The organism is Streptomyces sp. NPDC099050, from assembly GCF_044759865.1.
In the GTDB taxonomy this organism is placed as follows: domain Bacteria; phylum Actinomycetota; class Actinomycetes; order Streptomycetales; family Streptomycetaceae; genus Streptomyces.
Window position 1 is genome coordinate 187,847 of record NZ_JBIWAE010000011.1, and the last position, 17,094, is coordinate 204,940.

Consider the following 17,094-nt stretch of genomic DNA (forward strand, 5'->3'; position numbering starts at 1 on the left):
CTCAAACGCCGGACGGGCTGAAGAGCAGGGGGTACCGGGCTGCGCCCGGACCCCTGGGGCTCCGCCCCAGACCCCGGTCCTCAAACGCCGGACGGCTGGAAAGCCGGACCCCGGTGCTCAAGTGCCGGACGGCTGAGATGGCCGGGACGGAGTCGGTGGGCGGGCGTGCCAAGCTGGACGGGTGAGAGACATCGTCGACCGGGCCTGTGAGGCCGCGCTGTACAACCAGGACGACGCCGGGCTGGACGCCGGGGCGTCGGTGCTCGTCGCCGAGGGGGACCGGTGGGGCGGGGTCGGGCAGGCGCTGCTCGCGCGCGGTGAGGAGTACGTCCGCCAGGCCTGGGAGCGCGGGTGGCGGCCCGCCGACGTGCTGCGGCTCGTACGCCGGGACCTGGAGCAGGCGCACCTGCGGATCGCCGAGGACCTGGTCGCGGCCGAGGCCCGGCGGTACGCGCGGCTGCCCGAGCGGTGGACCGACGCCGAGGTGTGGTGGGGGGACGACACCCGGTACGGGGAGCGGCTGGTGGAGAGGGAGCGCACCGACCGCTTCAGCCTGGCCGGGGCCGTCCTGGAGGTGTTCCGGCTGCTGATCCGGCTGCCGTCCATCGAGCCGGTCGGGCCGCTGCCGGGAGACCCGGCCGACGTGCTCGAACACGCGCACATCGAGCCCCGCATGCTCGGGCGGATCCGGGCCCTGCTCGCGAAGGCCGAGGCGACCACCTTCCCGGAGGAGGCGGAGGCGCTCAGCGCCAAGGCGCAGGAGCTGATGGCCCGGCACACCGTGGACGCGGCGCTCCTCGCGGTGAAGTCCGGTACGGCGCAGATACCCGGCGCCTGCCGGATCGGGGTCGAGGCCCCGTACGAGGAGGCCAAGGCGGTGCTGCTCGACGCGGTGGCGGGCGCGAACCGGTGCCGGTCCGTGTGGAACAGCGCCTACGAGTTCTCCACCGTCGTCGGCTTCGAGAGCGACCTGGAGGCGGTGGAGCTGCTGTACACCTCCCTGCTCGTCCAGGGCACCGCCGCGATGACCCGCGCGGAGGCCGGTCAGCGGGCGGGCGGCCGCAAGCGCACCAAGACCTTCCGGCAGTCCTTCCTCCTGGCCTACGCGAGCCGGCTGGGCCAGCGCCTCGCCGAGACGGCCGAGCACGCGGTGGCCGACTCCGTGGCCGAGGCCCCCGACAACCTGCCGGCCCTGGTCGCCCGGGACGTGGCCGTCACCTCGCGGGCCGAGGAGATGTTCCCCCGGACCACGACGACCCGGCTGCGCGGGGCGACCGACCTCGCGGGCTGGGAGGACGGCACGGCCGCCGCCGACCGGGCCCACGTGGCGAACGCCGGCCGCGCCTCCCTGCGGCAGTAGCCCCGCCCCGGGCCGGGCGCCCCGGCCCCCTGTGGGGAGCTCCGCCCCGGGCCGCGCGCCTCAAACGCCGGCGAGGCTGGAGCTGTCAGTTCGGCCGGCGTTTGAGGACCGGGTCCGGGCAGCGCCCGGGGAACGGGCGAAGGGCGGGTAGGGGACCTCGCCCCGCGCAGCGGCGAGGGGTGCTGCGGACCTCGCCCCGCGCAGCGGTGCGCACCGGGGCCGGGCCCCGACGCGCAGGCCGGCCGGGCCCGGGCTCCCGGGTTCCGCTCCCGCCGGGGATACGCTCGGGGCCATGAGCTGGGTCCGGGCGCTGAAGGACACCGCCCGGGCCGGATTGCGGGTCGAGCGGACCCGGCTGCAACCCCTCGTCGCGCTCCGCGCCGCCGTCGGGCTCGCGATCGTCGTCGGCGCCGGCCTCGCCCTCCTCGGGCCCGGTGCCGCCGCCAGTTCCGCCTTCGGCGCCTACATGGCGGCCGTGGCCACCTTCCAGAAGAGCTGGCGGCCCCGGCCCGTCCTCGCGCTCGCCTCCGGGCTGACGCTGGCCGTGTCCACCTTCATCGGGTACCTCGTCGGGTCCTCGCACACCGCGGCCTTCATGCTGCTGCTCGCCGTGTGGAGCTTCGCGGCGGGCCTGGTGTGGGCGGCGGGCCCCACCGCGGGCATGATCGCCTCCAGCAACGTCGCGATCATGCTGGTCACCGTCACCCTGCCCACCTCCGTGCCGCAGGCCGCCGGGCACGCCGCGATGATCGCCGCGGGCGGGGTGGTGCAGGCCCTGCTGATCGTCCTCTTCCCCATCCGGCGGTGGGGCGCCCAGCGCGACGCCCTCGCCGACGCGCTGGCCGCCGAGGCCGACTACGCGCGCCGCCTGCGCCAGGACCCGGTCGCCTCCTTCGACCCGCAGCCGCTGATGAGGGCGCGCGACGCGGCCACCGTGACGGCGCGCCAGGCCCGCCGCCGCCCCGCCGAGCTGCACGGCGCGCGGGGGCTCGCGGAGCGGATCCGGCCGGTGCTGGCCCTGCTGGCCGACCCCGCGGTCGGGGCCCCGGCCGAGGGCCCGGCGCGGGACCGGGTCCGGGAACTGCTCGCCGCGGCCGGGTCGGTGCTGGACGCCGCCGCGTCCGCGATCCGGCACGAGCGGGCGGTGCTGCTGCCCGCCCCGGCCCTCGCGGTGCTCAAGGCCCCCGACACCGCCGAGCTGTTCCAGGGCCCCGCGCTGCGCGCCGCGCGCCGGCTCGCCGCCCTGTTGGACGACGTACTCGACACCGCCGAGCCGGGCTCCGGGCGCACCGCGGATCCCGGTGAGTCGATGCTGCGGCCCACCCTGCCGGCGCTCGCGCCGATGGTGCTGGCCGCCGTACGGGCCGAGCTGCGTCCCGGGTCGCCGATCCTGCGGCACGCCGTACGGGTCACCGCCGTCGCCTGCGCCGGCTACGCCATCGGCCACGCGCTGCCCTTCGGCCACGCCTACTGGGCCCCGATGGCCTCTGTCATGGTCATGCGGCCCGATTTCACGCAGACCTACACCCGCGCGGTCGCCCGTTTCGGCGGCACCCTGGTCGGGGTGGCCCTCGCGACGGCCGTCGTCCAGCTCGCGCACCCGGGGATGTACGTGTCCGGGCTGCTCGCGGTCGTCAGCGCGGGCCTGATGTACACCTTCATGCGCACCGGGTACGCCGTGTCGATGGTCTTCGTCTCCGCCTACGTCGTGTTCCTGCTCGGCATGGGCGGCCTGCGCTGGGACCAGACCGTGCCGGACCGCGTCATGCTCACCCTGGTCGGCGGGCTCCTCGCGATGATCTCCTACGCCGTCTACCCGGCCTGGGAGACCCCGCGCCTGCGGACCCGGCTGGCCGACTGGGTCGAGGCCGGCGGACGGTACGCGGCAGCCGTGCTCGGGCAGTACGCCGACCCGGCCGGAGCCCACCGCGGCGAGGTGCGCGCAGCCCTGCTGGCGGTCCGCGACGCCCGGGTCGCCTGGCAGGACGCGGTGGACCGGGCCGCCGGGGAGCCGGTGCGCCACCTCGGGATCTCCCGGGCCGCCGCCGAGGAAGCGGGCCGGGCCCTGGCCGCGATGGGCCGCCACACGATGCTGCTGGAGGCGCACTTCCCGGACCGCTCCCGGCCCCCGGTCCCGGGCGCGGCCGAGCTGGCCGGGGCGCTGCGCGAGGCGACGGAGGCGGGCGCGAAGGCCGTACGGGAGCGGCGGGTGCCCGACTGGGAGGTGGTCCGGGCGGCGCTGGCCGACGGGGACGCCCCCGACCCGGGGGTGCTGCGCGGGGCGGCGCGGCAGCTGCTGGACTCCCTCGAGGAGGTCTCCGACGCGCTGCGGACCCCGCTCCGGCCCGGGTCCGGGGAAGGTCGTCACCCTTAGTGGTGGCTTGCACTCCGCTCGTGCACGTGCATCTGCCCATGCAGGCGTTCATGAACACAGCTATGATCCGGTGCAGTTGACATCTGCACTATCGGGGGCTTCCTGTGGACCACGCGTACAACGGGATGGCAGCTGCAGAGCTTGACGGGGTGACCTGGCAGAAGAGCAGACACAGCAACTCGCAAGGTTCCTGTGTGGAGTTCGCGAAACTGCCCGGAGGCGACGTTGCCATGCGCAACTCGCGGTTTCCGGACGGACCGGCACTCGTGTACACGCCGGCCGAGATAGAAGCGCTGCTGCTGGGTGTCAAGGACGGCGAGTTCGACCACCTGATCAGCTGAGGATCGGCTGGCAGAACAGCTCAAGATCAGCCATGCACGTGCAGCGGCCGGGATTGATCGCCATGATCAATCCCGGCCGCTTGTCGTCTATGCGGTGATTGCGCGGTGCCTCAGTCCTGGAGGGTGAACAGCGCCCAGACCACTTTGCCGGTCAGCCGTCCCGCGAGCGGGTGCCAGCCCCAGCTATCGCTGTAGGAGTCGACGAGGAAGAGCCCCCGCCCCGACTCCAGGTCACTGTTGCGCTCGGTGGCGTCCGGCGCGAAGCATCCGCCGGGGCGGTCCTCGCTGGGGTCGCGCACCGCGCACACCAGCCGGGTGCTCCACCGCATCAGGTGCAGGCGCACCGGCGGCTCGCTCTCGCCCGCGGCCGGCCGGGAGTCGTCCGGGAGGGCATGGCGCAGCGCGTTGGTGACGAGTTCGGAGACGACTAGGGCCACGTCGTCGAACCGGTCGTCGAGGCCCCACTGGGCCAGGGTGGAACGCGTGAAGGTGCGTGCACCGCGCACCGCTTCGAAGCGGGCGGGCAGGGCGCAGGACGCGGACCCGGAGACAGCCGTGGGGTCGACCGGGGGAAGCCCCTGCCGTAACGGCTCGAGCATGGTCGATCCATTCGTCCCCATGCGAGGCACTCCCGGGATTCGAAAGAACTGCGGGGCACGCAGGTGCGCGGGACCATGGTTCCGAATGCCGGAGCCGGATGCAAGGGCAGATGCACGTGCACGCGCCGGACCTGTCCGGTCCCGTCATGGTTCTTGCTCATTTCTTCCTACGCAGACTTACGGACTTCTTTTACAGCTCGGCCAAATCCGTTACAGAACGAGTACGGACAGATGCGTTTTGGTGGCAGACTGCGGGCCTTGAGGGGCACGGGGGCCCCTGCGACGTATCCATCCACCGCATGGGGAGGGGCAGGACTCGTGACCGCAGAAGCCAGTGGTTCTGTGGTGCGCCGCATCCTCCTGGGCTCCCAGCTCAGGCGACTCCGAGAATCCCGCGGCATCACCCGTGAGGCGGCCGGTTACTCGATCCGCGCATCCGAATCGAAGATCAGCCGCTTGGAGTTGGGAAGGGTGAGCTTCAAGGCCAGAGACGTAGAGGACCTCCTCACGCTCTACGGAGTCACGGACGGCGCCGAGCGGGAGTCCCTCCTGGGGCTGGTCCGCGAGGCCAACGTGGCCGGCTGGTGGCACAGCTACGGAGACGTCCTGCCGGGCTGGTTCCAGACGTACGTGGGCCTGGAAGGCGCCGCCTCCCTCATCCGCATCTACGAAGTCCAGTTCGTGCACGGTCTGTTGCAGACCGAGGCCTACGCCCAGGCGGTCGTCAGCCGCGGCATGCCCGGCGCCGGCCGGGCCGAGATCGACCGCCGGGTCGCGCTGCGCCTGGAGCGCCAGAAGGTGCTGGTCTCCGAGAACGCCCCCGTCTTCCACGCCGTCCTCGACGAGGCCGCGCTGCGCCGCCCGTACGGCGACCGGGACGTGATGCGCGGTCAGCTGGAGCACCTCATCGAGATCTCGCAGCGGCCGAACGTGCACCTCCAGGTCATGCCCTTCTCCTTCGGCGGCCACGCCGGCGAGAGCGGTGCCTTCACCCTGCTGCGCTTCCCCGAGTCCGACCTCCAGGACGTCGTCTATCTGGAACAGCTCACCAGCGCCCTCTACCTGGACAAAGACGAGGAAGTGGGTCAGTACGAGCGGGCGATGCTGCGCCTGCAGAGCGACTGCCCCGACCCTGGTCAGACTCGGGATCTCTTGCGCGGCCTGCTTCAACTGTCTTGATTCACACGTACTATGACGCCTGATCAGAGCATGACGATGATCCGGATGACCCCCGGGTCTCCGGTGCAGCGCAAGGAAGCGCGTTCGACGTAAGGGATGGCATGTCCATATTCGAGGACCTGGCTCACCAGTACATCGACGGCGAATGGCTGGCCGGAACCGGGTCGTGGGACATCATCGACGTCAACCCGTACAACGGGGAGAAGCTCGCGGCCATCACCGTGGCCACCGTCGAGCAGGTCGACCGGGCCTACCGGGCGGCCGAGCGGGCCCAGAAGGATTGGGCCGCCACCAGCCCGTACTCCAGACGAGCCGTCCTGGAACGCGCCCTGCGGATCACCGAGGAGCGCGAGAAGGAGATCGTCGAGGCGATGATCGACGAACTCGGCGGGACCCGTCCCAAGGCCGAGTACGAGGTCCACCTCGCCAAGGAGTTCATCCGCGAGGCGATGCAGCTGGCCGTCCGGCCCGAGGGCCGCATCCTGCCCTCGCCGGTCGAGGGCAAGGAGAACCGGGTCCAGCGCCTGCCCGTCGGGGTCGTCGCCGTGATCAGCCCCTTCAACTTCCCCTTCCTGGTCACCCTGAAGTCGGTCGCCCCGGCCCTGGCCCTGGGCAACGCCGTCGTGATCAAGCCGAACCAGAACGCGCCCGTCGTCGGCGGCGGGGTCATCGCCAAGATCTTCCAGGAAGCGGGCCTCCCGGCCGGCCTGCTCAACGTCCTGGTCACCGACATAGCCGAGATAGGCGACGCGCTCCTGACGCACCCCGTCCCCAAGGTGATCTCCTTCGCCGGATCCGACCGGGTCGGCCGGCACGTCGGCGCGGTCGCCGCCCGCCACTTCAAGCGGACCGTCCTGGAGCTCAGCGGCAACAGCGCGCTCGTCGTCCTCGACGACGCCGACCTCGACTACGCGGTGGACGCGGCCGTCTTCAGCCGCTTCGTCTACCAGGGCCAGGTCTGCATGGCCGCCAACCGGATCCTGGTCGACGCCTCGGTCGCCGAGGAGTTCACCGAGAAGTTCACCGCCCGCGTGCGCGCCCTGAAGACCGGCGACCCGCACGAGGCCGACACCCACATCGGCCCCCTGATCAACTCCTTCCAGGCCGACGCCCTCACCGCGCTCGTCGACCGCGCCGTCGAGTCCGGAGCGCAGGCGCTCGTACGGGGCTCTACGCGCGGCAACCTGGTCGAACCGACCGTGCTCGCCGGGCTCCCCGAGGACTCCCCGCTGCTCGGCCAGGAGATCTTCGGTCCCGTCGCCCTGCTCGTCGTCTTCGACGGCGAGGACGAGGCGGTCCGCCTCACCAACGCGACCCCGTACGGACTGAGCGGCGCCGTCCACACGAAGGACGTGGAGCGCGGGGTCCGCTTCGCGGGGCGCATCGAGACGGGCATGATCCACGTCAACGACTCCACCATCGGCGACGAGCCGCTCGCGGCGTTCGGCGGGGAGAAGGCCTCCGGCATGGGCCGCCTGGGCGGCGACGCCACCATCGAGGCCTTCACCACCCAGAAGTGGATCTCGGTGCAGCACGGCCGGACGCAGTTCCCGTTCTGAGACCGCGGGGCCTTTAGACTCGGGCGGGTCAGGCGAGTACCAGTCCCGGGGAGAGCCGAGTTGAGCAACATACCTGAGACCGGGCGCACGCCCCGGGTCCAGAACCGGCTCGTCATGATCCAGATCGTGGTGTTCTCGCTGCTGCTGACCCTCGGCGGGCGTCTGTGGTACCTGCAGATACGCAACGGCCAGGAGTACACGGACGAGGCGAAGAACAACAACACCCAGCAGGTGGTCCAGCCCGCCGTGCGCGGCTCCATCCTGGATTCCCGCGGGATCCCGCTCGCCGACAACGAGACCCGCATGGTGGTCTCCGCCAGCCGCACCGAGCTCTCCAAGATGAAGGACCGCGGCAAGGGCGTCCTGACCCACCTCGCCGGGGTGCTGGGGCTGAACCCCGAGGACGTGGTCAACGGCGTCCGGCTGTGCGACGCCAAGACCCCCAAGCCCTGCTGGAACGGCTCCCCGTACCAGCCGATCCCCATCACCGACGAGGCGACGACCGACCAGGTCCTGGAGATACGGGAGCACGCCGAGCAGTTCCCCGGCATCACCGCCGAGCCCACCGCCCTGCGCCGCTACGCCGGCCCCGACGGCGCCAACACCTCCCAGGTGCTCGGCTACCTCTCCCCGGTGACCGACGAGGAGATCACCAAGGCGAAGGGCTCCGACTCCCCGTACCTGCGCTCCGACCAGGTGGGCCGCAGCGGCCTGGAGCGCACCTACGACAAGGAGCTCCGCGGCAAGGCGGGCATCACCCGCTACGAGGTGGACAACCTCGGCCGGATCATCGGCGAGGGCGTGAGCGACAAGCCGCAGGCCGGCGCGAACATCGTGACCTCGATCGACTCGCGCGTGCAGGCCGTGGCCGAGCGCGAGCTGAACAACGCGATGATCGAGGCCCGCAAGGGCATCGACAAGAACAACACGGGCCGCCACTACGAGGCCGACTCGGGCGCCGTCGTGGTCATGGAGGCCAAGACCGGCCGGGTCGTCGCGATGGCCTCCAACCCGACCTACGACCCGAACGCCTGGGTCGGCGGCATCTCCGCGAAGGACTACGCGAACCTCACCGACAAGGGATCGAACTACCCGCTGCTGAACCGCGCCATCCAGGGCCAGGCGGCCCCCGGCTCGATCTTCAAGGTGGTCTCCTCGACGGCCGCGGTCAACGCCGGCTACCCCTTCAACCGGCTCTACGGCTGCCCGAGCTCGTACTCGGTCGGCAGCCAGGTCTTCACCAACTTCGAGTCCCAGGGCTACGGCGACATCACCATCGGCAAGGCCCTGGAAGTCTCCTGCGACACCGTCTACTACGCCATCGCCGACAAGGAGTGGAAGAAGGACGGCGGCATCAAGCCCAAGGCCAAGCCGAGCGACTGGTTCTTCAAGACCGCCCACGAGTTCGGCCTCGGCAAGCGCACCGGCATCGACCTGCCCAGCGAGGTCCCGGGCCGGGTCCCCGACCGCCAGTGGAAGAAGGACTTCTTCGAGGCGAACAAGGCCGCCTGGTGCCGCGACGGCAAGAAGAACGGCTCGTACGCGGAGAAGATCGCCTACGAGAACTGCCGCCAGGGCAACCAGCTCCGCGAGGGCGACGCGATCAACTACTCCATCGGCCAGGGCGACACCCTCGTCACCCCGATCCAGATGGCCTCCGTCTATGCCGCCATCGCCAACGGCGGCACCCTGCACCAGCCCAGCATCGGCAAGGCCGTGGTCAGCGCCGACGGCACCTCGGTCAAGGAGATCGCCCCCAAGCAGCAGGGCAAGCTGCCGATGAACAGCAAGCTCCGCAAGGACATCGACGGGGCCCTCGCCGACGTGGCCACCACCGGCAGCGCGGCCTGGCGGTTCGGCGGCTGGCCGCAGAAGCAGATCCCGATGCACGCGAAGACCGGTACGGCCGAGGTCCAGGGCAAGCAGACCACCTCGTGGTTCGCCTCCTACACCGAGGACTACGCGATCGTGATGACCATCTCCCAGGGCGGCACCGGCTCCGGGGCCTCGGGACCGGCCGTCCGCAAGATCTACGAGGCGATGTACGGGCTCGACGCGAAGGGCGCCCAGGACCTGAAGAAGGCCCTGCTCCCCAAGCCGCAGAAGGAACTCCCGCCGGTCCGGCAGGAAAACCAGTAAGGGCGCGCGATTGCGGACAGGACCTGACCGCAAGGGTTCGTAACGTGGTTCTCGTCAGCGGGAGAGACCCGCGGGACACCCTCGGGACACGCGAACAGAAGGCGGTCAGGTCATGGCTCAGATTTCCATGGAGGTCCCCGGTGACGAGCGCGGCACGCTCCTCACCTTCGTCGAGGCCCAGCGCGCGGCGCTGCGCGAGGCCGCGCAGGGGCTGACCGAGGAGCAGGCGGCGAGCAAGCCCAGCGCCAGCGAGCTCTCCCTGTCCGGGCTGCTCAAGCACGCGGCCAACTGCGAGCTCGGCTGGCTGCGGATGGCGCAGGGCGCGACCGAGCCCCCGGCGGGCGACTGGGCCGACGGCTTCCGGCTGGTGGAGGGCGAGTCCATGCCTTCGGTGCTGGCCCACTGGGACGGGATCAGGCAGGAGACCGAGGCGTTCATCGCGGCCGTCCCCAGCCTCGACGACAGCTTCCCGCTGCCCCCGGCCCCGTGGTTCCCGCAGGACGCCAAGGTCTCGATGCGCTGGATGCTCCTGCACCTGGTGGAGGAGTTCGCCCGGCACGCGGGCCACGCGGACATCATCCGCGAAACCATCGACGGCACCCGCGCCATGGGCTAGCCACGACTTGCGGGGGTGTACCCGGCGCCGACACCGGTGCCGTCGCCGGGGTGCGCCGCTAGCGGTGGTCCTCGGGATGCGGACCCGTCGCGAACGGGTTCGGCTCATCGTCCGCGAGCACCCCCACGAAGGGTTCGCCCTCCCCCGCGAAGGTGTACGCGCCGCCCTCGATCCGCCCGATCAGGCTGTGTGTCCACGCGGCCTCACTGTCGGCCGAGTGCACCCACATGTTCATGATCTCGCCGATGTGTCCGAGCTGTTCGGGCCCTTCCTCCGGCATGTAGTACCGGGTGACCCCGGCCCGCCACTGCTCGAGACCGCTGATGCGCTCCTTGAGGAGTGCGACGGCCTCGGCCCGGGGCAGGTCGACGATGAATCCGATGCCGGCCGAGAGCATGTCCATCTTCTGGTCGTACGACGTCAGGGCCTGGCGCAGCAGCGTGAGGTACTCCGCGGTGCCCTGGTCGGTGATCTCGTACTCGACGCGCGGCGGGCCGCCGACAGCGCTCGGCGCGACCTCGTGCGCGAGGAGCAGTCCCTGCTTAGCCATCTGCTTGAGTGCGTGGTAGATCGAACCGGGCTTGGCGTTGGACCACTCGTGGGCGCCCCAGAATTCCAGGTCGTTGCGTACCTGGTAGCCGTGCGCCCGTCCGTGCATGCGGACCGCGCCCAGGACCAGCAGCCGGATCGCTGACACGGGCCTCTCCCTCTTAGTTCATTTTGACTACACTATCTCTAATCAAGTTTGACTAAGCGCGAGGGCGGCCCTACCTTGAGACCTAGTCAAGTTTGACCAATGAAGCGAGGGGTGCGTTTTGTCTGACCACGATCCGGCGATCGTCGTCGAAGGACTGCGGAAGAGGTACCGGGACAAGAGGGCCCTCGACGGCCTCGATCTCACCGTCCGGGCCGGTACCGTCCAGGGAATCCTCGGCCCGAACGGTGCCGGCAAGACCACGGCCGTCCGCATCATGTCCACGCTGCTGCGCCCCGACGAGGGGCGCGTGGAGGTGGCGGGCATCGACGCGAGGACCCGGGCCGACGAGGTGCGCTCGAGGATCGGACTGCTCGGCCAGAGCGCCGCCGTCGACGAGGAGCTCAGCGGCCGCCAGAACCTGGAGATGTTCGGCCGCCTCTACCACCTCGGCGCCGGCCGGGCGGGGGTCCGCGCCGATGAACTCCTGCGCCAGTTCGGGCTCGAGGACACCGGAACGAAGGCCGTCAAGCAGTACAGCGGTGGCATGCGGCGGCGGCTCGACCTCGCGGCCTCCCTCATCTCCCGGCCGCAGGTCCTCTTCCTGGACGAGCCCACGACCGGGCTCGACCCCCGCGGCCGCACCGAGGTGTGGAGTGCGGTGCGCTCCCTGGTCGGCGGCGGCACGACCGTTCTGCTGACCACGCAGTACCTCGAGGAGGCCGACCAGCTGGCCGACCAGATCGCGGTGATCAACCACGGGAAGGTCATCGCGGAAGGCACGGCCGACGAGCTGAAGACCAAGACGGGCGGCGACCGCATCGACGTGGTCCTGCACGACGCGGCCCAGCTGGCGCGCGCGGCCTCGCTGCTGCCCGGCGAAGCGACGGTGGACGAGGACCGGCGCATGGTCAGCGCCGCGGTGAGCAACCGGATGGCCGCACTGACCGCGACCGTACGGGCGCTGGAGGCGGCCGGGATCGAGGCCGAGGACATCGCGGTGCGCCGGCCCACCCTCGACGAAGTCTTCATGCACCTGACGAAGGAGGACGCCGCATGAGCGCGACGCGCCCCGTGAACACGACGCTGCCCGTGGACACGGCGCACGACACCGGCTCGAAGCTGCGCTGGGCGGCCGCCGACTCGTGGACGATGACCCGTCGCGAACTGGCGCACTGGACGCGCCAGCCCGTGCAGGTGGTCGTCGGGCTGGTCTTCCCCGTGATGATGCTGCTGATGTTCAGCTACCTGATCGGCGGTGGAGCGGGCGTCCAGGGAGACTTCAAGGCCTACCTCGTCCCCGGCATGCTCACCATGACCATGGCCTTCGGCCTCGAGGGGACCATGCTCTCGGTCACCCAGGACCTCGGAAAGGGGGTCATCGACCGGTTCCGCTCGATGCCCATGCACTCGGGCGCGGTCCTGGTCGGCCGGAGCGTCGCGGACATGCTGCAGTCGGTGGTCGGCCTGACGGTGATGCTCGCGGTCGGCTACGCGATCGGCTGGCGCTGGCACGAGGGATTCGCCTCCTTCATGGGAGCGGTGGGGCTGCTGTTGCTGCTGCGGTTCGCGATGCTGTGGATCGGCATCCACCTGGCGATGGTCGCGGGCAAGCCGGAGCTGGTGCAGGCGGTGCAGATCCTGGTCTGGCCGGTCAGCTTCCTCTCCAACGCCATCGCCTCGCCCGAATCGATGCCGCCCTGGCTGGGTGCGATCGTGGAGTGGAACCCGATGTCGGCGACGGCCACCGCGGTCCGCGGCCTGTTCGGCAACCCGGGCGCCGCAGGCGACTCATGGGCCGCTACCCATGCGGAGCTGCTCGCGGTGGCCTGGCCGGTGGCCCTGATCGCGGTGTTCTTCCCGCTGGCGGTGAAGCGGTTCAGGGACCTGAGCCGCTAGCGCCGGCGAACCCGGCTCCGGCTTGCGGACCCGGGCTTGCACCTCACGCGGCGTGAGGGACCAGGCTGGACGCGTACCCGAGAAGAGGAGCGGAAAGCGATGGGCTACTCCGTGGGCCAGGTCGCCGGATTCGCCGGAGTGACGGTGCGCACCCTGCACCACTACGACGGGATCGGGCTGCTCTCCCCGAGCGGCCGCAGCGGGGCGGGACACCGGCGGTACGACGACGCCGACCTCGACCGGCTGCAGCGGATCCTGTTCTACCGGGAGCTCGGCTTTCCGCTCGAAGAGGTCGCGGTCCTGCTGGACGATCCGCGAACGGACCCGAGGGAGCACCTGCGCCGGCAGCACGCCCTCCTGTCCGAGCGGATCGCCCGGCTCCAGCAGATGGCCGCGGCCGTCGAGCACGCCATGGAGGCGAAGAAGATGGGCATCAACCTCACGCCCGAGGAGAAGTTCGAGGTCTTCGGGGATTTCGATCCCGAGGAGCACGCCGAGGAGGCCGAGCGCCGCTGGGGCGACACGTACCGGGAGTCCGCCCGCCGGACCGCCTCGTACACCAAGGAGGACTGGCTGCGGATCCAGGCCCTGGCCGAGGACATCAACCGGCGGTTCGCCGCCCTGCTGGACTCCGGGACGCCCGCGGAGTCCGAGGAGGCCATGGACCTGGCCGAGGAGCACCGCGGCTGGATCGACGGCAGCCACTACTCCTGCACGTACGAGATCCACACCGGCCTCGGCGAGATGTACGTGGCGGACGAGCGGTTCACGGCGTACTACGAGGCCGTCCGGCCCGGACTGGCGGTGTTCGTGCGCGACGCGATCCTGGCCAACGCCGTCCGCAAGGTTTAGAGGCGGCATCCCTGGAACCAGGCGGGGGTGGTGTGCGTTCATAATTGGACGGACACCCCCACCTGATCCAGGAGAGCCCGGAACCCGTGAATACGCTTGCGCTCGGCCCCGAGTGGATCTCCCCGGAGTACCTGATCGGGCAATTCGGCCTGGTCGGCACCCTGATCATCGTGTTCGCCGAATCGGGGCTCTTCGCCTTCCTGCCCGGCGACTCCTTGCTCTTCACGATGGGCCTGTTCGTCGCGAGCGGCGCCGTCAGCCAGCCGCTGTGGCTGGTCTGCACCCTGATCGTGATCGCCGCGATCCTCGGTGACCAGGTCGGCTACATGATCGGCAAGGTCTTCGGCCCGAAGATCTTCAACAAGCCGAACTCCAAGCTCTTCAAGCGCGAGAACCTCGACGCCGCGCACGAGTTCATGGAGAAGCACGGTCCCAAGGCCATCGTGCTCGCGCGCTTCGTGCCGATCATCCGCACCTTCGCGCCGATGGTCGCGGGCGCCACCGCGATGAAGTACCGCACCTTCCTGACGTTCAACATCATCGGCGGCGTCCTGTGGGGCGCGGGCGTCACGATCCTGGGCTACCAGCTCGGCCAGTTCGAGGTCATCAAGAACAACGTCGAGCCGATCTTCATCGGCATCGTCCTGATCTCGGTGATCCCGGTGGTCTTCGAGGTGCTCAAGTCCCGCAAGCAGCGGAAGGCCGCGGCGGAGGCCGGCGGCACGGAGCCCGGCGCCGGCGAGGAGCCGGCCCCGGGCCAGCAGCGCAGCGGCCGCCACGCGAAGCGGTAGGGCCGCTCGCAGCCCCGTACGATGCCCCGCCGACCGGATCCCCGGTCGGCGGGGCATCGGCGTTCCCAGGGCCTGCTGCTCGACGGCGGGCTTTAGAACCCGCGGGTGCGCTTCGCCGCGCCGCGCTTGGCCGCACTGGCCGCGCCGGGGATGCGCATGAACAGGCGGGAGGTCTCGGAGCCGAGGTTGACGCCGATCGCGATGGCGAGGGCGACGGCCGCGGCGTTCGTCAGCGAGCCCAGCCCCTCGTTCAGCCGGTTCTCGGCGATCAGCAGAAGCCCGTAGTACGTGGCCGAGCCGGGCAGCAGCGGGCCGATGGCGGCCGTGACGAAGGGCAGGGCCGAGGAGAACCGGTGCCGGGCGAGGAGCTGGCCGAAGAGGCCGACCAGCCCGGCGGCGATCGCGGTGGACGGCACCGCCGGCATCTTGGCGGCGTAGTGCAGGGCCCCGTAGACCACCCAGGCGATGCCGCCGTTCAGCGTCACGAACCACACGGTGGAACGTTCCTGCTGGAGCAGGATCGCGAACGTGAACACCAGGACCATCGAGGCGGCGATCTGGAGCAGCGGCCGCTGCTCGATCTGCAGGACGTCCTCCGGCTGCGGATTGGAGCCGAACTGGACGCCGACGTAGAGCACCACGAGGACGCCCATGATGATGCCGATGAAGAGGTACATGACCTCCAGCAGCCGGGCGGAGGCGGTGATGTAGTAGCCGGTCAGACCGTCCTGCACGGCCGCCACCAGGGCCCGCCCGGGCAGCAGGGCGAACAGTCCACCGGTGATGATGGCCGAGGAGCGCAGGTCGAGGTCGGTCATCTTCAGGGCCACGCCCATCGCGGCCGGCGGCATCGCCGCGACCACGAACTGGTAGAACTCCGGCAGCCCGCGCCCGGCGCAGAACCAGGCCAGCCGGTCGCCGAGCACCGCCCCGAGTGCGGCTGCGAAGAACACCAGCACGCCACCGCCGACCAGCGTGGAGGCCGCGCCGGCCAGCAGGCCGGCGGCGCCGGTGAGCACCCAGCCGGGGTACGGGTGCCGGTTGCGGCGGATCTCGGCGAGCCGCCGGTAGGCGTCCTCCAGCGAGATCTCGATCTCGTGCGCGGTGATGTCGTTGACGAGGCTGAACACGGCCGAGAGCCGGGTGTAGTCCGTGCCGCGGCGGCGGACGGTGCGGTTCGCCGACACGGGGTCGTCCACCAGGGAGGGCTGGTGGGTGATCGACAGCAGGGTGAAGGTGACGGTGGGCTCGCAGCGGTCCAGGCCGTAGCTGCGGGCCACGGCGAACATCGCGGCCTCCACGTCCTCGGCGCCCTCGCCGCCCGAGAGCAGCAGCTCGCCGATGCGCAGCGTCAGGTCGAGCACGCGCCCCACGGCGGGCCCGGTCTCCACGGCCAGCCGCTGTGAGGGCTCCGGCACCGGCCGGACGTCGACCGGCATGCGCAGCACCGTGCGCATGCGGTCCTGCCAGGGGGACTCCTTCAACCGGGTGACGGGGAAGCCCGGAGGGCCGGTGTAGGCCGGCGGGGAGTGGGCGGCGCTGTAGGTGTGCGGGGTGGCGAACGCCGACGCCGGGCCGTCGGGCTCCACGAGCACCGAGGCGAGGCCGTCGGGGACGGCGAACTCCGAGGTCGGCTGGTCCTCCTCGGTCACTTCCGGGTCCACCCCGACCCCGTCCGGCACGGAGAACGCGCTGCGCGCCTCGTCCGACTTCGGCTTCCGGTCCTCGGTCCCGGATCCTTCGCCTTCCGCCACGCGTCCTCCAGTCCCCGAGCCAGCCGGTATCAGTATGCGGAACCGTTTCATCCACGGCGAAACAGGAATCTGCCCCGCAGCTGAACTTTCAGCTGCTCCGACGATCTTTCAGCCGGACCGACGATCTTTCAGCCGGACCGACGATCTTGCGGCCGGGCCGGCCGGATCCGGGTGCGGCGCCCCGGGGAAGCGCACCCGCACCCGGACACGACGACGGGCGGCACCCCGTTGAAAGGGGTACCGCCCGCGGTGTCACAGGGGCTGGAGGGGCGTCAGGCCCGCTCCGTCACCGAGCGGAGCTCAGTGCTGGCCGCCCTGGGCCTCGAGGCGCTTGTACGAGGCCTCGATCTCGGCCTCGGCCTCGACGCGGCCGACCCAGTTCGCGCCCTCGACCGACTTGCCCGGCTCCAGGTCCTTGTAGACCTCGAAGAAGTGCTGGATCTCCAGGCGGTCGAACTCGGACACGTGGTGGATGTCGCGCAGGTGCTCCACACGCGGGTCGGAGGCCGGCACGCACAGCAGCTTGGCGTCGCCGCCCGCCTCGTCCGTCATGTTGAACATGCCGATCGCGCGGCACTTGATCAGGCAGCCCGGGAAGGTCGGCTCGTCAAGGATGACCAGCGCGTCCAGCGGGTCGCCGTCCTCGCCGAGGGTGTTCTCGACGAAGCCGTAGTCGGCGGGGTAGCTGGTCGAGGTGAAGAGGCGACGGTCCAGACGGATCCGGCCGGTCTCGTGGTCCACCTCGTACTTGTTCCGCGAACCCTTGGGGATCTCGATGGTGACGTCGAACTCCACGTCCTGCTCCTCCATGATCAGCTTCAGCAGCTTGATTGCTTCGGGACTGCGCCGACTCACCTGCGTGCGTGGCCCACCCGGCCCTGCCGGGTGGGGTGCCATGCTCGCGGCAAGACGCAATGGTTAAGTGTCCCTCACGCAT

At 70.8% G+C, this 17,094-nt stretch carries 13 protein-coding genes and 2 pseudogenes; 11 read left to right on the plus strand and 4 right to left on the minus strand.

The window, feature by feature from the left end:
* The first annotated feature begins 181 nt into the window (after window positions 1-181).
* The 3 genes from ACIQV3_RS20385 to ACIQV3_RS20395 all read left to right on the plus strand — a co-directional run bounded on the left by ACIQV3_RS20385 (window position 182) and on the right by ACIQV3_RS20395 (window position 4,075).
* Complete coding sequence (locus ACIQV3_RS20385; protein ID WP_403713802.1) at window positions 182-1,360, plus strand: DUF2786 domain-containing protein; 1,179 nt, start codon at window positions 182-184, stop codon at window positions 1,358-1,360.
* A 292-nt stretch (window positions 1,361-1,652) separates the two neighbouring features.
* Window positions 1,653-3,734 carry an FUSC family protein gene (locus ACIQV3_RS20390; protein WP_403713803.1) on the plus strand — a complete coding sequence of 694 codons (2,082 nt, stop codon included), beginning with the start codon at window positions 1,653-1,655 and terminating at the stop codon, window positions 3,732-3,734.
* 104 nt (window positions 3,735-3,838) lie between these two features.
* Window positions 3,839-4,075: a DUF397 domain-containing protein gene (locus tag ACIQV3_RS20395; protein ID WP_112450436.1), complete on the plus strand. Its 237-nt coding sequence runs from the start codon at window positions 3,839-3,841 to the stop codon at window positions 4,073-4,075.
* Between the two features lie 110 nt (window positions 4,076-4,185).
* Here the strand turns inward: ACIQV3_RS20395 and ACIQV3_RS20400 are convergent, their stop codons facing one another.
* Window positions 4,186-4,695, minus strand: coding sequence for an ATP-binding protein (locus ACIQV3_RS20400; protein ID WP_327305322.1), 510 nt, complete (start codon window positions 4,693-4,695; stop codon window positions 4,186-4,188).
* Window positions 4,696-4,992: 297 nt separating this feature from the next.
* On the opposite strand from ACIQV3_RS20400, the gene ACIQV3_RS20405 reads away from it, so the two are divergent.
* The 4 genes and pseudogenes from ACIQV3_RS20405 to ACIQV3_RS20420 all read left to right on the plus strand — a co-directional run bounded on the left by ACIQV3_RS20405 (window position 4,993) and on the right by ACIQV3_RS20420 (window position 10,167).
* On the plus strand, window positions 4,993-5,853 hold the full coding sequence (locus ACIQV3_RS20405) for a helix-turn-helix domain-containing protein (RefSeq protein WP_403713804.1): 861 nt from the start codon (window positions 4,993-4,995) through the stop codon (window positions 5,851-5,853).
* 101 nt (window positions 5,854-5,954) lie between these two features.
* A complete protein-coding gene (locus ACIQV3_RS20410) occupies window positions 5,955-7,412 on the plus strand; it encodes an aldehyde dehydrogenase family protein (protein WP_403713806.1) in 1,458 nt (485 codons plus the stop codon).
* 60 nt (window positions 7,413-7,472) lie between these two features.
* Window positions 7,473-9,542, plus strand: a pseudogene (gene mrdA / locus ACIQV3_RS20415) (penicillin-binding protein 2); the annotation flags it as partial.
* Between the two features lie 121 nt (window positions 9,543-9,663).
* A complete protein-coding gene (locus ACIQV3_RS20420; RefSeq protein ID WP_403713807.1) occupies window positions 9,664-10,167 on the plus strand; it encodes a DinB family protein in 504 nt (167 codons plus the stop codon).
* Between the two features lie 58 nt (window positions 10,168-10,225).
* Here the strand turns inward: ACIQV3_RS20420 and ACIQV3_RS20425 are convergent, their stop codons facing one another.
* Window positions 10,226-10,864, minus strand: coding sequence for a PadR family transcriptional regulator (locus ACIQV3_RS20425; RefSeq protein WP_403713808.1), 639 nt, complete (start codon window positions 10,862-10,864; stop codon window positions 10,226-10,228).
* 118 nt (window positions 10,865-10,982) lie between these two features.
* Here ACIQV3_RS20425 and ACIQV3_RS20430 point away from each other — a divergent pair, with 118 nt between their 5' ends.
* The 4 genes and pseudogenes from ACIQV3_RS20430 to ACIQV3_RS20445 all read left to right on the plus strand — a co-directional run.
* Window positions 10,983-11,921, plus strand: coding sequence for an ATP-binding cassette domain-containing protein (locus ACIQV3_RS20430; RefSeq protein WP_403713809.1), 939 nt, complete (start codon window positions 10,983-10,985; stop codon window positions 11,919-11,921).
* Between the two features lie 92 nt (window positions 11,922-12,013).
* Window positions 12,014-12,760 carry an ABC transporter permease gene (locus ACIQV3_RS20435; RefSeq protein WP_403713871.1) on the plus strand — a complete coding sequence of 249 codons (747 nt, stop codon included), beginning with the start codon at window positions 12,014-12,016 and terminating at the stop codon, window positions 12,758-12,760.
* Window positions 12,761-12,859: 99 nt separating this feature from the next.
* The gene (locus ACIQV3_RS20440; protein ID WP_403713810.1) at window positions 12,860-13,612 is read left to right on the plus strand and encodes a MerR family transcriptional regulator; all 753 of its coding nucleotides are present in this window, start codon (window positions 12,860-12,862) and stop codon (window positions 13,610-13,612) included.
* Window positions 13,613-13,698: 86 nt separating this feature from the next.
* Window positions 13,699-14,367 (plus strand): annotated as a pseudogene (locus ACIQV3_RS20445) (DedA family protein); the annotation flags it as partial.
* A 128-nt stretch (window positions 14,368-14,495) separates the two neighbouring features.
* Here ACIQV3_RS20445 and ACIQV3_RS20450 read toward each other — a convergent pair.
* On the minus strand, window positions 14,496-16,208 hold the full coding sequence (locus ACIQV3_RS20450; protein ID WP_403713811.1) for a threonine/serine exporter ThrE family protein: 1,713 nt from the start codon (window positions 16,206-16,208) through the stop codon (window positions 14,496-14,498).
* Between the two features lie 249 nt (window positions 16,209-16,457).
* The gene (locus ACIQV3_RS20455; protein ID WP_266912864.1) at window positions 16,458-16,952 is read right to left on the minus strand and encodes an inorganic diphosphatase; all 495 of its coding nucleotides are present in this window, start codon (window positions 16,950-16,952) and stop codon (window positions 16,458-16,460) included.
* Window positions 16,953-17,094 lie beyond the last annotated feature (142 nt).

Bases quoted from the DNA above. Each gene is read 5' to 3' on its own strand.
- ACIQV3_RS20420 (WP_403713807.1), top strand. From the start codon at position 9,664: ATGGCTCAGATTTCCATGGAGGTCCCCGGTGACGAGCGCGGCACGCTC.
- ACIQV3_RS20440 (WP_403713810.1), top strand. From the start codon at position 12,860: ATGGGCTACTCCGTGGGCCAGGTCGCCGGATTCGCCGGAGTGACGGTG.
- ACIQV3_RS20435 (WP_403713871.1), top strand. From the start codon at position 12,014: ATGACCCGTCGCGAACTGGCGCACTGGACGCGCCAGCCCGTGCAGGTG.
- ACIQV3_RS20450 (WP_403713811.1), bottom strand. From the start codon at position 16,208: ATGAAACGGTTCCGCATACTGATACCGGCTGGCTCGGGGACTGGAGGA.
- ACIQV3_RS20390 (WP_403713803.1), top strand. From the start codon at position 1,653: ATGAGCTGGGTCCGGGCGCTGAAGGACACCGCCCGGGCCGGATTGCGG.
- ACIQV3_RS20400 (WP_327305322.1), bottom strand. From the start codon at position 4,695: ATGGGGACGAATGGATCGACCATGCTCGAGCCGTTACGGCAGGGGCTT.
- ACIQV3_RS20410 (WP_403713806.1), top strand. From the start codon at position 5,955: ATGTCCATATTCGAGGACCTGGCTCACCAGTACATCGACGGCGAATGG.